General features: G+C 60.3%; 13 protein-coding genes. 9 read left to right on the forward strand and 4 right to left on the reverse strand.

Translation table 11 applies throughout. The annotated features are described in order from the left end of the window. Positions 1-8: 8 nt before the first annotated feature. On the reverse strand, positions 9-605 hold the full coding sequence (locus IHQ71_RS18485) for a TetR/AcrR family transcriptional regulator (RefSeq protein WP_258157909.1): 597 nt from the start codon (positions 603-605) through the stop codon (positions 9-11). A gap of 69 nt (positions 606-674) precedes the next feature. On the opposite strand from IHQ71_RS18485, the gene IHQ71_RS18490 reads away from it, so the two are divergent. The 4 genes from IHQ71_RS18490 to IHQ71_RS18505 all read left to right on the forward strand — a co-directional run bounded on the left by IHQ71_RS18490 (position 675) and on the right by IHQ71_RS18505 (position 4,380). Beyond that, positions 675-1,100, forward strand: coding sequence for a VOC family protein (locus tag IHQ71_RS18490; RefSeq protein ID WP_258157910.1), 426 nt, complete (start codon positions 675-677; stop codon positions 1,098-1,100). A 101-nt stretch (positions 1,101-1,201) separates the two neighbouring features. Beyond that, on the forward strand, positions 1,202-2,626 hold the full coding sequence (locus IHQ71_RS18495) for a circularly permuted type 2 ATP-grasp protein (protein ID WP_258157911.1): 1,425 nt from the start codon (positions 1,202-1,204) through the stop codon (positions 2,624-2,626). Between the two features lie 2 nt (positions 2,627-2,628). After that, the gene (locus IHQ71_RS18500) at positions 2,629-3,570 is read left to right on the forward strand and encodes an alpha-E domain-containing protein (RefSeq protein WP_258157912.1); all 942 of its coding nucleotides are present in this window, start codon (positions 2,629-2,631) and stop codon (positions 3,568-3,570) included. A gap of 18 nt (positions 3,571-3,588) precedes the next feature. After that, complete coding sequence (locus IHQ71_RS18505) at positions 3,589-4,380, forward strand: transglutaminase family protein (protein WP_258157913.1); 792 nt, start codon at positions 3,589-3,591, stop codon at positions 4,378-4,380. A 1-nt stretch (position 4,381) separates the two neighbouring features. Here the strand turns inward: IHQ71_RS18505 and IHQ71_RS18510 are convergent, their stop codons facing one another. Next, entirely contained in the window at positions 4,382-6,709 is a 2,328-nt protein-coding gene (locus tag IHQ71_RS18510) for an NADP-dependent malic enzyme (protein WP_258157914.1), read from the reverse strand. A 274-nt stretch (positions 6,710-6,983) separates the two neighbouring features. Here IHQ71_RS18510 and IHQ71_RS18515 point away from each other — a divergent pair, with 274 nt between their 5' ends. Continuing rightward, positions 6,984-7,715 (forward strand): sulfite exporter TauE/SafE family protein, encoded by a 732-nt coding sequence (locus IHQ71_RS18515; RefSeq protein WP_258157915.1) that lies wholly within the window; start codon positions 6,984-6,986, stop codon positions 7,713-7,715. A 52-nt stretch (positions 7,716-7,767) separates the two neighbouring features. Here IHQ71_RS18515 and iolG read toward each other — a convergent pair whose 3' ends face one another. Then, positions 7,768-8,757, reverse strand: a complete 990-nt coding sequence (gene iolG, locus IHQ71_RS18520) for an inositol 2-dehydrogenase (RefSeq protein ID WP_258157916.1) — start codon at positions 8,755-8,757, stop codon at positions 7,768-7,770. Between the two features lie 184 nt (positions 8,758-8,941). On the opposite strand from iolG, the gene IHQ71_RS18525 reads away from it, so the two are divergent. Then, positions 8,942-9,250 (forward strand): hypothetical protein, encoded by a 309-nt coding sequence (locus IHQ71_RS18525; RefSeq protein ID WP_258157917.1) that lies wholly within the window; start codon positions 8,942-8,944, stop codon positions 9,248-9,250. On the opposite strand, the gene IHQ71_RS18530 is transcribed toward IHQ71_RS18525, so the two are convergent. Continuing rightward, positions 9,247-9,687 (reverse strand): hypothetical protein, encoded by a 441-nt coding sequence (locus IHQ71_RS18530; RefSeq protein ID WP_258157918.1) that lies wholly within the window; start codon positions 9,685-9,687, stop codon positions 9,247-9,249. The genes IHQ71_RS18525 and IHQ71_RS18530 overlap by 4 nt on opposite strands. A gap of 368 nt (positions 9,688-10,055) precedes the next feature. Between IHQ71_RS18530 and chvE the strand changes: the two genes are divergently transcribed. From chvE to mmsB, 3 genes are all read left to right on the forward strand, one after another. Further along, positions 10,056-11,126 carry a multiple monosaccharide ABC transporter substrate-binding protein gene (gene chvE / locus IHQ71_RS18535; protein ID WP_258157919.1) on the forward strand — a complete coding sequence of 357 codons (1,071 nt, stop codon included), beginning with the start codon at positions 10,056-10,058 and terminating at the stop codon, positions 11,124-11,126. Positions 11,127-11,244: 118 nt separating this feature from the next. Next, entirely contained in the window at positions 11,245-12,780 is a 1,536-nt protein-coding gene (gene mmsA / locus IHQ71_RS18540; RefSeq protein WP_258157920.1) for a multiple monosaccharide ABC transporter ATP-binding protein, read from the forward strand. Next, entirely contained in the window at positions 12,780-13,988 is a 1,209-nt protein-coding gene (gene mmsB, locus IHQ71_RS18545) for a multiple monosaccharide ABC transporter permease (RefSeq protein WP_258157921.1), read from the forward strand. The genes mmsA and mmsB overlap by 1 nt, the downstream gene beginning before the upstream one ends. The last annotated feature ends 11 nt before the right edge of the window (positions 13,989-13,999 follow it).

Genomic DNA, 13,999 nt, shown 5'->3' on the forward strand with positions numbered 1-13,999 from the left:
AAGACTTCTCAGGCGCGATTTGCCTCTACGGCCTCGGCGAGCATGTTCTTGAGCACCACGCGATAGAGCGACGCATCGCCGCCGGCATTAATATCGAGTGCCGCGCGATCGAAGGCCGCGGCAAGCAGGCTGGCATGCGCCTGGATTTGAGCGTCGGCGGGACGGCCCAGTGCCGCCGTCAAGCCGACGACCATCGTGCCGCCGGATGTTTCCCGATCGATCACATCCATCGCCTCGCGTCCGAGTGCGGCAGGCCCATCCAGCAGCAGAAGCCTCGTGCGCCCCGGCGCCGTCATCGCGTCGAGATAGGCGTCCGTACCGGCATTCAATGCTTGGGCGGCATCCGTACAATCCTGTGTCGCGACGTTTATCGCTTCCGCCACGCGTTCGGACTCCGCCCTGATGACGGCCCGGAACAGCGACGCCTTGTCCTCGAAGTGATGATAGAGCGCGCCGCGCGTGACATTGGCCCGTGCCACGATCTCTGGTGTCGAGGTTTCGGCGTAGCCCTTCTCGATGAACAGATCCCTGGCAGCGGCGATCAATCCGTCGCGCATGGACTGCGTGCGGTCGGCATTGCTGCGCCGTTCTTTTTTTACTTGCATACATTCTGCCTGTATGTTAATTCACATTTACATGCAGATTGTATGTAAATTTTACCAAGGAGACAAGCCATGAAAATCACCGGTTACTATCCCGTCCTGCTGGTCCGGGATGTCGAAGCGACTGCCGCTTTCTACCAGACTCATTTCGGCTTCCGGTCGCTCTTCACAAGCGACTGGTATGTGCATCTCCAACATGCCGATCATCCCAATGTGAACCTCGCTTTCGTGGACGCAAATCATGAGACCGTGCCCGAAGGTAGCCGCAAGCCGGCGACCGGCCTGCTGATCAATTTCGAGGTGGAGGATCCAGATGCCGTCTATGCGAAAATCACGGCGGCGGGCATTCCGGTTCTTCACACCCTCCGCGACGAGGATTTCGGCCAGCGCCATTTCATCATCGCCGACCCGAATGGTGTGATGATCGATGTCATCAAGCAAATCCCGCCATCGGCCGAATTTGCCGCTCAATATGCCGCCGAGGCCCTTCCGCAATAACAGGCGTAGGCAGGACCTATCGACGCACCAAAATTCGCCTCCCCCGATCCTGCATGGTTCTTGCATTGCAAAGAACATTGAGTTCAAATGCTTGCATAAAAATGGGGAACGACAATTTGGCCTTCGACGAAATGATCTGCGCGGATGGGAGTCCGCGCGAACCCTACAAGAAATACTTCGAATGGTTTCAAGCGCAGGATCCAGGGCACTTGCAGGCTAAAGCCCAGGATGCCGAAGGCATTTTCAGAAAGACGGGCATCACCTTCGCCGTCTACGGCCATGAAGACGCCGCCGAAAAGATCATTCCCTTCGACCTCATCCCCCGCATCATATCGGGTTCCGAATGGCGCAAGCTGGCGCTGGGTATCGAACAACGGGTGCTCGCCCTCAACGCTTTTCTCGAAGACATATATCACAAGCAGGAGATCATCCGCGCCGGCCGCGTTCCACGCGAATTGATCGAAAGGAACTCGGCCTTCCTGCCTGAGATGATCGGCATGAAGCCGCCGGGCGGGGTCTACACCCACATTATCGGCACCGACATCGTGCGCACCGGCGAAGACCAGTTCTATGTGCTGGAGGACAATGCCCGCACGCCATCCGGCGTCTCCTACATGCTGGAAGACCGCGAAACCATGATGCAGATGTTTCCGGAACTGTTCCAGAAGGTGCGGGTGCGCCCTGTCGAGGACTATCCGACAAAGCTGCGCCAGAGCCTCGACATGCTGGCGCCTCCTGGCTGCAAGGGCAAGCCGCGCGTGGCGGTGCTGACACCAGGCATCTTCAACTCCGCCTTCTATGAACACGCCTTCCTCGCCGACCAGATGGGCGCTGAACTGGTGGAAGGCTCGGATCTTCGCGTCATCAACGGCAAGGTCTGCATGCGCACCACGCTCGGATACGAGCCGGTCGACGTGATCTACCGCCGGGTCGATGACGATTTCCTCGACCCCCTCACCTTCCGGCCGGATTCGGCGCTCGGCGTGGCAGGGATCATGGATGTCTACCGCGCCGGCAATGTCACCATCGCCAATGCGCCCGGCACCGGAATTTCCGACGACAAGGCGATCTATTCCTACATGCCGGAGATCGTCGAATTCTACATGGGCCGCAAGGCGATCCTGGAAAACGTGCCGACCTGGCGGTGCTCCGAAGCCGATAGTCTCAACTACGTGCTCGACAATCTCGCCGACCTCGTCGTCAAGGAAGTACACGGCTCCGGTGGCTACGGCATGCTGGTCGGCCCGACCGCGAGCAAGAAGGAAATCGCGTCCTTCGCCGAAAAGCTGCGCGCCAAGCCCGGCAACTACATCGCCCAGCCGACGCTGGCGCTTTCCACCGTGCCTATCATGGTCAAGAAGGGCATTGCGCCCCGGCATGTCGATCTTCGTCCCTACGTTCTGGTCTCCGACAAGGTGCATATCATTCCAGGCGGTCTGACCCGCGTGGCGCTGAAGGAGGGGTCGCTGGTGGTCAATTCCAGCCAGGGCGGCGGTACCAAGGACACCTGGGTGCTGGAGGACTGATCATGCTCGGAAGAACAGCAAACGGACTATTCTGGATGTCGCGCTATCTCGAGCGCGCTGAAAATGTCGCCCGGCTCATCGATGCCGGGTTCCGCATGTCGCTGATCCGCCAGGCCAATGCCGAGGACGATTGGGGCGGCGTTCTCGAAAGCGCCGGCGTGCGCGAGGTCTATGGTGAAAAGTCCGACCGGGTGCTCGGCGCCGACGCGATCAATTTCCTGCTGCGCGACAAGAACAACCCGTCTTCCGTGATCAACTGCATGGAAAATGGGCGCAACAATGCCCGCATGGTGCGCACGGCGCTGACCCGCGAGACCTGGGAAAGCATCAACGAAAGCTGGCTGCAGCTCAACCAGCTTCTGTCCAAGAAGGTGGCGCATGCGAACCTCCCCGACGTGATCGACGTCATCAAGCGGCGCATCGCGCTGATGCGCGGCATGTTCTCCGGCACCCAGCTGCGCGACGAGATCCATAATTTCGCGATGCTCGGCGCCTTTGCCGAACGTGCCGACAACACGGCGCGTATCCTCGACGTCAAATATTACGTGCTGCTGCCGTCGCTGATGCATGTCGGCGGCTCGATCGACAATTTCCACTGGCAGTCGATCCTGCGCTCGGTGTCGGCACACAAATCCTATTCATGGGTCTACGAGTCCGAATACAAGCCGGCCAACATTGCCCACTTCCTGATCCTCAACCGCCGCATGCCGCGTTCGCTCGCCTTCTGCTACGAAGCGATCAACAGCAATCTCGCCCATCTGGCACGCGACTATAAGGGCCAGGTGGCGGCGCACGAGACGGCGGCAAAAACCCGCAACATGCTGCTGACCGCTTCCATCGACCAGATCATGGAGACCGGGCTGCATGAATTCCTCGAGGATTTCATCCTGTCGAACGACAAGCTCGCCACCGAGATCAACGAAGGCTACCGCTTTTATAAATGATAAAAATGAGTTGAGACCATGCGCCTGAAGATCAGCCACATGACGGAATACACCTATGCCGAGCCCGTCGAATTCGCGCTCCAGCGATTGCGGCTGACGCCGCAGGATGGGCCGGGCCAGCATGTGCTGAACTGGCAGACATCGGTGACCGGTGCCGGCCGCGAGGCCGTCTATCTCGACCATTTCGGCAATCGCGTCGAACTGGTCAGCGTCAACGACGGCGCATCGTCGATCAGCGTCATGGCGATGGGCGAGGTCGAGACCGAGGAACGCAACGGCGTGTTCGGCCCGCATATCGGCTATGTGCCGCTCTGGCTCTTCCGCCGCGAGACGGCATTGACCAAGCCGGGCAAGCTGGTGCGGGAATTGGTCAAATCAGTCGACGGCGACGGCGAGCTGGCCAAGATGCACGCCCTCATGGCGGCGATCACCGAGGCGGTCGAGTACAAGAAAGACGTGACCGGTCCCGAGACGACGGCCGAGCAGGCGCTCGAACTCAAGGCCGGCGTCTGCCAGGATCACGCCCACATCTTCATCTCGGCCGCCCGGCTGATGGGCCTGCCCGCGCGCTATGTCTCCGGCTACATGCTCGATGAAAGCGCGATGGATGCCGCAAGCCATGCCTGGGCCGAAGCCCATGTGCCGGGCCTCGGCTGGGTAGGGTTCGACCCCGCCAACTTGATCTGCCCCGATGAGCGCTATGTCCGCATCGCCTCCGGCCTCGACTACGCCGATACCGCGCCGGTTTCGGGAATGATCGTCGGAAGTTCGCCGGAGATGATTGCGGTGACGGTGAGTGTGGAGCAGTAGCTCAACGCGTCGCCGCTCCGTCCATAACTCCCGACGTCGATGCCTCCACCACCGCCAGTGCCGCCATGTTCACCACGCCGCGCGAAGTCACCGACGGCGACAGGATGTGGGCGGGCTGGGCAGCACCCAGCAGGATCGGGCCGACATGCAGCGCGTCCGTCATCGAGCGCACGATGCCGAGCGAGATGTTCGCGGCATCGAGGCTGGGAAATACCAGCAGGTTCGCTTCCCCGGCGAGCGTCGAATTGGGCAGCGCCCGCTTGCGCAGCATTTCATTGAGCGCGGAGCCACCCTGCATTTCACCATCGATCTCGAGGTTGGGCTTGCTCGCGCGGACGAGGGCCAGTGCATCGCGCATCTTCCGTCCGCTTTCGGAATCGCGCGAGCCGAAGTTCGAATGGGCGAGCAGCGCCACCTTGGGTTCGATGTCGAAGCGGCGCATCTCCTCGGCGGCGAGCATCGTCATCTCGGCGATCTCGGCGGCGGTCGGATTGTCGGTCACGAATGTGTCGGCGAGGAAGATCGCGCCCCTTTGCGAAATCAACAGGCTCAGGCCTGAGAACGCACAGACGCCGGGCCGTTTGCCGATGATCTGGCCGACGTCACGCAAATGCCGGTCGTACTGGCCCTCGACCCCGCAGATCAGCGCATCGGCATCGCCACGCTTGACCGCAAGCGCACCAATCACCGTGGCATTGGTGCGCACGACGGTGCGCGCCGCTTCCGGATTGACGCCCTGGCGACCGGCGAGCTGAAAATAGAGGTCGGCATATTCGCGGAAGCGCGGGTCGGCTTCGGGATTGACGATCTCGAAGTCTTCCTCCGGCCGGATCCGCAATCCGTAGCGTTTGAGGCGCGTCTCGATCACCTGCGGCCGGCCGATCAGAATGGCGCGGCCGATATCCTCTTCCTTGAGCACCTGGGCTGCGCGCAGCACGCGTTCGTCCTCGCCCTCGGCGAAGATCACCCGCTTGCTCCGCGCCGCCTTGGCGGCGGCGAAGACCGGCTTCATGATGAAGCCCGACCGGAAGACGAAACGGTTGAGCCGGTCGAAATAGGCATCGTAATCGGCGATCGGACGCGACGCGATGCCGCTTTCCTCCGCAGCCCGCGCGACGGCGGGCGCGATGCGGAGGATCAGCCGCTGGTCGAAGGGCGACGGGATGAGATAATCAGGTCCGAAGATCGGCGTTTCCCCGCCGATCGCCTTGGCCGCAACCTCGTTGACTTCCTCGCGCGCCAATGCCGCGATCGCCTTGACCGCCGCCATCTTCATCTGTTCGTTGATCTCGCGCGCGCCGCAATCGAGCGCACCCCGGAAGATATAGGGAAAGCAGAGGACATTGTTGACCTGGTTGGGAAAATCCGACCGGCCGGTGCAGATCATCGCATCGGGACGGACGGCACGCGCCAACTCAGGCATGATCTCGGGCGTCGGGTTGGCGAGCGCCATGATCAGCGGCTTCTCGGCCATCGATTCCAGGAGTTCCGGCTTGAGCACGCCGGCCGCCGACAGGCCGAGAAACACATCGGCGCCACCGATAGAATCGGCCAGCACCCGCTTGTCGCTCGGCTGCGCATAGACATCCTTCCACGGATCCATCAGCACCGGCCGGCCGACATAGACGAGGCCTTCGAGGTCGTGAACCCAGATATTCTCGCGCTTGGCGCCGAGCTCGACGAGAAGATTGAGGCAAGCGAGCGCCGCGGCACCCGCGCCCGATGCCACGATCTTGACGTTGGAGAGCGTCTTGCCGGCCAGTTCGAGCCCGTTGAGGATCGCGGCGGCGACAATGATCGCGGTGCCATGCTGGTCGTCGTGGAAGACGGGGATGTTCATCTTCTCGCGGAGCTGTCGCTCGACCTCAAAGCACTCCGGCGCCTTGATATCCTCGAGATTGATGCCGCCAAATGTCGGCTCCAGCGCCGAGATCGTGTTGACCATGGCCTCAATGCCGGATGCGTCGATTTCGATGTCGAACACATCGATGCCGGCAAATTTCTTGAACAGGACGGCCTTGCCCTCCATCACCGGCTTGGAGGCGAGCGGACCGATATTGCCGAGGCCGAGCACCGCGGTGCCATTGGAAACCACGCCGACGAGGTTGGCCCGCGACGTATATTCGGCGGCCATATCGGGGTTATCGCGAATGGCAAGGCAGGGTGCCGCCACGCCGGGCGAGTAGGCCAGCGCCAGGTCTCGCTGGTTGCCCAGCGGCTTTGTCGCCATGATTTCAAGTTTACCGGGCCTGGGATGACGGTGGTAGAATAGCGCCTGCTCGTCGAGATCCCCGCTCGCTGGCTCGGATTTCACCTTGTCTTCATCCATGATCGACTCCCTGAATATCGGGCGTGAGGTTTAACCGATTTCTCGGCCAAATCCAGTTCGTTTATAATGATGGGCTCGCGTGGCTCCACGGTCTGCCAACTCCATGCCAGTCATGCGTGATCTCGGCTATTCATTCGCGTGGGATAACCATCAATGAAAGTCATTTGCCACCTCCGCCCGGCGCTTCTATCGGATATTGACAGGTCCGAAATATCAGAGGAATGCGCCGATTTCAGAATTTCTGGATAGCCTGATTGTCGAAGCGCAGGCGCCGATGATGCTGTTCGCACTGACCGGGGCTTTCCTGGCCGGACTCGCGCGCGGCTTTTCCGGTTTCGGCAGCGGGCTGATTTTCATGCCGATCGCCTCGGCGGCACTTGGTCCACGTGTCGCGGTGGCATCGCTGCTGGTGTTCGATTTTATCGTCGCCGGAGTGCCGCTGATCCGCAATTTCGCCAAGACCAGCGTTCTCGGCCTGTTGCCGATCGCAATCGGCATCTCGATTTTCATTCCGCTCGGCGGCTGGGCGGCTGCCCATGGCGATCCCGTGACGATACGCTGGTGCCTGTCGGCAGTGGTATTTGCTTCGCTGGCGATGATCACCAGCGGCTTCAAATGGTATGGCACGGAGACACTGCCCATCGCCCTAGGACTCGGCGCGCTGTCGGGTTTTCTCGGCGGCATGGCCGCGCTCTCCGGCATTGTCATCGTGATCTATTGGCTGGCGCGCGACATGGAGCCCAGCCAGATGCGCGCCAACATGTTCACGCTGCTCGCACTGACCGCTGTCGTGTCGGCAGTCACCTATGCCTTGAACGGCATGCTGACCGCGCATGTATTCCGCGTCGCGATATTGATGCTTGCGCCCTATATCGCTGGCACGTGGATCGGCTCTTCGGTGTTCCACCTGGCGTCCGCCCAGACGTTCCGCCGTATCGTCTATGTCATGATCTTCGTTTCGGGGGTCATGGGCCTGCCGTTGCTCGACTCGGCATTCGGCCGCTGAAATGAGAACGGGCGGCCGAAGCCGCCCACTTTCGATGATCAAAGCTCGATTCTCAGAGCGTCACGCGTTTTCCCGTCGTAGCACTCTCCAGCGCTGCATCGGCCAATTGGAGGGCAATCAGCCCATCCGTGCCCGAGGGTCTGATCGCCGTGCCCTTCTCGATCGCCGAGATGAAGGATGCGATCTCGTTGGCATAGGCTTCGGTATAGCGGGTCATGAAGAAATCATGCAGCGGCGGGCGGGTGTAGCCGTCGCCATTGGCGATCTCGATCGACACCGGGCGCTGGTTCTCGGCCGAGACGACGCCCTTCGAGCCGTGCACCTCGATGCGCTGATCATAGCCGTAGGTGGCACGGCGAGAGTTGGAAATGATTGCCTGCTTGCCGGACTTGGTCTCGAGGATGACGCTCACGGAATCGAAATCGCCCGCCTCGCCGATCTCGGGATCGACCAGCACGGCGGCATGGGCCGACACCGAAGCGACCTCTTCGCCGAGCAGGAAGCGCGCCATGTCGAAATCATGGATCGTCATGTCGCGGAAGATGCCGCCGGAGCGCTTGATGTAATCGACAGGCGGAGCGCCCGGGTCGCGCGACGTGATGGTGACCATCTCGACGTCACCGATCTTGCCCGCGTCGATCGCCGCGCGAACCGCCATGAAATGCGGATCGAAGCGGCGATTGAAGCCGACCATCAGCTTGGCGCCGGTTTCTTCCACCACCTTGAGGCAGGTTCTCACCCGCTCGGAATCGAGATCGATCGGCTTTTCACAGAAGATCGCCTTGCCGGCACGGCTGAAGCGCTCGATGAGGTCGGCATGCGTATCGGTCGGCGTGCAGATCACGACGGCATCGATATCGTTGGCAGCCTCGATCTGGCTGATCGAGCGGACCTCGGCGCCATATTGCGCGGAAAGCGCATTGGCGGCATCCGCGAAGGCGTCGGCGACGGCCACGAGCTTCGCATCGGGATTGGCACTGACAGCCTTCGCATGCACCTTGCCGATGCGTCCCGCACCGAGAACGCCAAATCTTACCGTCATCTTGCTCTCCCTAGAATTTGATTTGCGCTGGTCTAGCAAAACGGAACAACCGGATCAATCTCTCACTTTTGGAATATTCATTCTAACTTGTGGTTTTTGAATATGGTGTTTCATTCACGCCGCAGTGACTTGAACGCCGCCCATCAAAGTGTCATTGGCTGATATCGCAGCGTCAGGAGGATCGATGACCGACAAGAAAAACAAGCAGCCCTTCTATCTCATCGATACGGACGCGGATTTCTATCGTCCGCTCGGCGTGCGGCTGGCGATCTGCATATCGGTGGCGTGCTGGGCGGCAATCGAAATCTACAATGGCGACGGCTTCTGGGGCGTTCTTTCGGGTGCAGCGGCAGCCTATTGCGTCTATGCGCTTTTCCTGAGCTATAATCCCCCGCCCAAGGTTGAGGCGCCAGTCCGTCCCGCTGATGACGACGAAGAGGACGCTGAAACGGAAGCAGAAGCGCCGAAAGACGACGAACCGCCCAAGACCTAACCAATCAGCGAAATTGCGTCGTCGATCAAGCGGTTGGCGATCGTCATGCGGATCGTTGCAGGACCGCGATAATCGGGATGCACCACATCGGGATGATTGTTGCGGGCGAACGAGCGGCGGCGTTCCCGCAGGTCGATATCCGATTTGCAACTCGAGAGGTCGAGATCCTGGCTGATCTCCTCCTTCGATAGCCGGTCGAGCCATGCCGGCGGCTGCGGCGGCGCATCCACGGGAAAGACCGGCAGTCCTTCACCGTAATCGGAATAGAGATCGGCGAAATCACCGCGATCCGGCTCACCGCCGTCAGACAGGCCTGCAAGAAGGGTGGCGCCGAGGCCAGTCATCCGCCGTGCGGGGCCTGCGTCTTCCTCTTCCTGCTCTTCCGGCTCCAGTCCGTCGAGCACGGTTTCGAACAGCGATTTTCCAAAGACCGGCATCGGCATCCTTTCCTCGCGGGGAACCTGCATAGCGATCGGAACTGGTCCCGGCCATTCCTAGAGCTCACAGTCGATTCTATTGTAGTTTACCTACCGGAATCGGGGTCAGCAGGCCGCCAAACGCGGTTTTTCCTCGTCTCATTAACGATTTTTTTGAAAAGTATTACTTTTTGAAGATTCCATTTGACAGTCACCGGCATTTGAATGCAGTTTGCCGACCGGCGCGTGGGAGGAAAACCTAGCTCGTTTGAGATCGTAACCGCATAAACCTTTGAAAAGGTGTGGGGTGCGCAATCGATGATCCTGACGACCTCCGGTGCTGCCGGACAGGGGCCGCGCCGCTGACTACAACCTAGGGAGAGAACCTAATGAAACTCATCACATCGCTGCTTGCAGCCGCAGCCATGACCGTCGCGGCGTTTGTCGCTCCGGCATTCGCGGCGGACAAGGGCACCGTCGGCATTTCCATGCCGACCAAGACCTCCACTCGCTGGATTTCCGACGGCGAAACCATGGAGAAGCTGTTCAAGGACGCCGGCTACACGCCTGACCTCCAGTTCGCCGACGACGACATTCCGAACCAGCTCGCCCAGATCGAGAACATGGTCACCAAGGGTGCCAAGGTTCTCATCGTCGCTGCGATCGACGGCACCACGCTGTCCGACATCCTGCAGAAGGCCCATGACGCTGGCGTCAAGGTCATCGCTTACGACCGCCTGATCCGCGATTCCGGCAATGTCGATTACTACGCGACCTTCGACAACTTCCAGGTCGGCGTTCTCCAGGCGACCTCGCTCGTCGAGGGCCTGAAGGCGAAGTTCCCGGGCGTGAAGCCTTACAATGTCGAACTCTTCGGCGGTTCGCCGGACGACAACAACGCCTTCTTCTTCTATGACGGCGCGATGAGCGTTCTTCAGCCCCTGATCGACTCCGGCGATATCGCCATCAAGTCGGGCCAGATGGGCATGGACCAGGTCGGTACGCTGCGCTGGGACGGCGCTGTCGCACAGGCCCGCATGGAAAACCTGCTGTCCTCGACCTATACCGATGCGAAGGTCAACGGCGTTCTGTCGCCTTATGACGGCCTCTCGATCGGCATCCTGTCGGCCCTCAAGGGCGTCGGCTACGGTTCGGGCGACATGGTCATGCCCGTCGTCACCGGCCAGGACGCCGAGCTGCCGTCGGTCAAGTCGATCCTTGCCGATGAACAGTATTCGACCGTCTTCAAGGACACCCGCGAACTCGCCAAGGTCGCCGTGGGCATGGTCGATGCGATCATGAACGGCAAGGAGCCCGAGATCAACGACACCAAGACCTACGACAATGGTGTCAAGGTCGTTCCGTCCTACCTCCTGAAGCCGGTTGCAGCCGACAAGTCCAACGTCAAGGACATTCTGGTCGGCGCCGGTTACTACACCGAAGACCAGATCAACAACTGATCGGTTGATCGATCTTCTGGGGCCTGCATTCAACTGCAGGCCCCTTCTCACTTCCGGAGTGAAATCCTATAGTCCCCGGCGGATCCATGAAGGATCATCCGTGGTGGAACAGCAGGTTATGACTGATATAATTCTAGAAATGCGGAACATTACGAAGGCCTTTCCAGGCGTCAAGGCCCTGGATGATGTGAGCTTCAAGGTCCGCGAAGGCGAAATTCACGCCCTGGTCGGCGAAAATGGCGCCGGAAAATCCACCCTCATGAAGGTGCTGAGCGGCGTCTATCCCGCCGGGACCTACGAGGGCGAAATCATCTATGACGGTGAAGCCCGGCGCTTCTCGACGATCTCCGACAGCGAGCATCTTGGCATCATCATCATCCACCAGGAACTCGCGCTGGTGCCGCTGCTGTCGATCGCGGAGAACATCTTTCTCGGCAACGAGATCGCCACCAATGGCGTCATCGACTGGCCGCAGACCTTCGCCCGCACCAAGGAACTGCTGACCAAGGTCGGCCTCAAGGAACCGCCCGCCACGCTGATCACCGACATCGGCGTTGGCAAGCAGCAGCTGGTGGAAATCGCCAAAGCGCTTTCCAAGAAAGTGCGGCTGTTGATCCTCGACGAACCGACCGCATCGCTCAACGAAACGGATTCCGACGCGCTGCTCAAGCTGCTGATGGAATTCCGCAAGCAGGGCATGACCTCGATCATCATTTCCCACAAGCTCAACGAGATCCGCAAGGTCGCCGACCAGATCACCATCCTGCGCGACGGCGGCACGGTGGAGACGCTGGACGCCCATACCGGTGACGTCAGCGAAGATCGCATCATCAAGGGCATGGTCGGCCGCGACATGGAAGACCGCTATCCGCCGCGCGACGTGGCGATCGGCGAAATGCTGCTCGAAGTGAAGAACTGGAACGTCTTCCACCAGAACCACCGCGACCGGCAGTTCCTGCACAATGTGAACCTCAACGTCCGGGCGGGCGAAGTCGTCGGCATCGCAGGCCTGATGGGCGCCGGCCGCACCGAGACCGCGATGAGCATTTTCGGCAAGGCCTGGGGCCACAAGATCACCGGCGAGGTGCTGATGCACGGCAAGCCGGTCGATGTCAGCACCATTCCGCGCGCCATCGACGCGGGCCTCGCCTATGTCACCGAGGACCGCAAGCAGTTGGGCCTCGTGCTGATCAACAACATCATGCACAACACCACGCTCGCCAACCTCAACAAGGTCGCGAATGTCGGCGTGATTGACGAGCACGCCGAGCGAAAGGTCGCGGGCGATTATCGCACGCGGCTACGCATCCGCTCGCACTCGATCATGCAGGAAGCCGTCAACCTCTCGGGCGGCAACCAGCAGAAGGTGGTGCTGTCGAAATGGCTGTTTACCAATCCCGAAGTGCTGATTCTCGACGAGCCGACCCGCGGCATCGACGTCGGCGCCAAGTATGAAATCTACACCATCATCAACCAGCTCGCCGCTGAAGGAAAAGGCATTCTGATGATATCATCGGAAATGCCGGAATTGCTCGGCACCTGCGACCGCATCTACGTGATGAACGAAGGCCGCATCGTCGCCGAACTTTCCAAAGAAGAAGCAAGCCAGGAAACAATCATGCGCGCCATCATGCGCTCCGGGGAGAAGCACTAATGGTCTCCGATACCACCACCGAAAAATCGCAGCCGGCCTTCGGAGAATATTTCCGCAAGAACATACGCGAATACGGTCTGTTGATCGCACTCGTCGTCATCATGCTGTTCTTCCAGATCATCACCGGCGGCGTGCTGTTCCGGCCGGTCAATCTCACCAACCTGATCCTGCAGAATTCCTTCATCGTCATCATGGCGCTGGGCATGCTGCTGATCATCGTTGCGGGTCATATCGACCTCTCCGTGGGTTCGATCGCAGCCTTCGTCGGCGGCATATCGGCGATCATGCTGGTGAAATTCGGCTGGCATTTCTCGATCGTCGTGCCGCTATGTCTGATCATTGGCGGCCTTGCCGGCGCCGCACAGGGCTACTGGATCGCATATCAGAAGATTCCGGCCTTCATCGTGACGCTGGCCGGCATGCTCGTCTTCCGCGGCCTGACTTACCTGGTGCTGTCGAACCGTCCTCTCGGTCCTTTCCCGAAGGACTTCCAGATGCTTTCGACCGGGTTCATTCCCGATTTCCTGTCGTTCACGGATCCTTCGACCAGCCTGATCAAGAACTATCTGGCGCTTATCGTCGTGTTGGTCCTGGTCGGCCTTGCCATGTATTACGGCTTCCGCGGCCGCAGCCGGAACGAGGCGCACGGCACGGAAAACGAACCCTTCCTGTTTTTCGCGCTGCAGATGGGCATCATCGGCGTCGTCGCGGTCTTCCTAGGCTTCCAGCTTTCGACCTATCGCGGCCTGCCCAACGTGCTCGTCGTCATGGGTGTGCTGATCGCGCTCTATACGTTCGTCACCAACCGCTCCACGATCGGCCGCCGCATCTATGCGATGGGTGGCAATGAGAAGGCGGCAAAACTCTCGGGCATCAATACCGAGCGGCTGACCTTCCTGACCTTCGTCAACATGGGTGTGCTTGCGGCGCTCGCCGGCATGATCATCGCAGCGCGTCTCAATTCGGCGACGCCGAAGGCTGGCGTCGGCATCGAACTCGACGTCATCGCCGCCTGCTTCATCGGCGGCGCCTCGGCATCCGGCGGCGTCGGCAAGATCACCGGCGCGGTGATCGGTGCTTTCATCATGGGCGTCATGAACAACGGCATGTCGCTCATGGGTCTGTCGATCGATTACCAGCAGTTGGTCAAGGGACTGGTTCTGCTGCTCGCCGTCTATTTCGACGTCTACAACAAGAGAAAAGGCTGAGGAACAACGCG

It is taken from the genome of Rhizobium sp. TH2, assembly GCF_024707525.1.
Taxonomy (GTDB): domain Bacteria; phylum Pseudomonadota; class Alphaproteobacteria; order Rhizobiales; family Rhizobiaceae; genus Rhizobium_E.

What these genes read in the sequence shown, in the direction of transcription:
- IHQ71_RS18505 (WP_258157913.1), top strand. Translation starts at nt 3,589, where the DNA reads ATGCGCCTGAAGATCAGCCACATGACGGAATACACCTATGCCGAGCCC.
- IHQ71_RS18485 (WP_258157909.1), bottom strand. Translation starts at nt 605, where the DNA reads ATGCAAGTAAAAAAAGAACGGCGCAGCAATGCCGACCGCACGCAGTCC.
- IHQ71_RS18495 (WP_258157911.1), top strand. Translation starts at nt 1,202, where the DNA reads ATGGGGAACGACAATTTGGCCTTCGACGAAATGATCTGCGCGGATGGG.
- IHQ71_RS18530 (WP_258157918.1), bottom strand. Translation starts at nt 9,687, where the DNA reads ATGCCGGTCTTTGGAAAATCGCTGTTCGAAACCGTGCTCGACGGACTG.
- chvE (WP_258157919.1), top strand. Translation starts at nt 10,056, where the DNA reads ATGAAACTCATCACATCGCTGCTTGCAGCCGCAGCCATGACCGTCGCG.
- IHQ71_RS18510 (WP_258157914.1), bottom strand. Translation starts at nt 6,709, where the DNA reads ATGGATGAAGACAAGGTGAAATCCGAGCCAGCGAGCGGGGATCTCGAC.
- IHQ71_RS18525 (WP_258157917.1), top strand. Translation starts at nt 8,942, where the DNA reads ATGACCGACAAGAAAAACAAGCAGCCCTTCTATCTCATCGATACGGAC.
- IHQ71_RS18515 (WP_258157915.1), top strand. Translation starts at nt 6,984, where the DNA reads ATGATGCTGTTCGCACTGACCGGGGCTTTCCTGGCCGGACTCGCGCGC.
- IHQ71_RS18490 (WP_258157910.1), top strand. Translation starts at nt 675, where the DNA reads ATGAAAATCACCGGTTACTATCCCGTCCTGCTGGTCCGGGATGTCGAA.
- mmsA (WP_258157920.1), top strand. Translation starts at nt 11,245, where the DNA reads ATGACTGATATAATTCTAGAAATGCGGAACATTACGAAGGCCTTTCCA.
- mmsB (WP_258157921.1), top strand. Translation starts at nt 12,780, where the DNA reads ATGGTCTCCGATACCACCACCGAAAAATCGCAGCCGGCCTTCGGAGAA.
- iolG (WP_258157916.1), bottom strand. Translation starts at nt 8,757, where the DNA reads ATGACGGTAAGATTTGGCGTTCTCGGTGCGGGACGCATCGGCAAGGTG.
- IHQ71_RS18500 (WP_258157912.1), top strand. Translation starts at nt 2,629, where the DNA reads ATGCTCGGAAGAACAGCAAACGGACTATTCTGGATGTCGCGCTATCTC.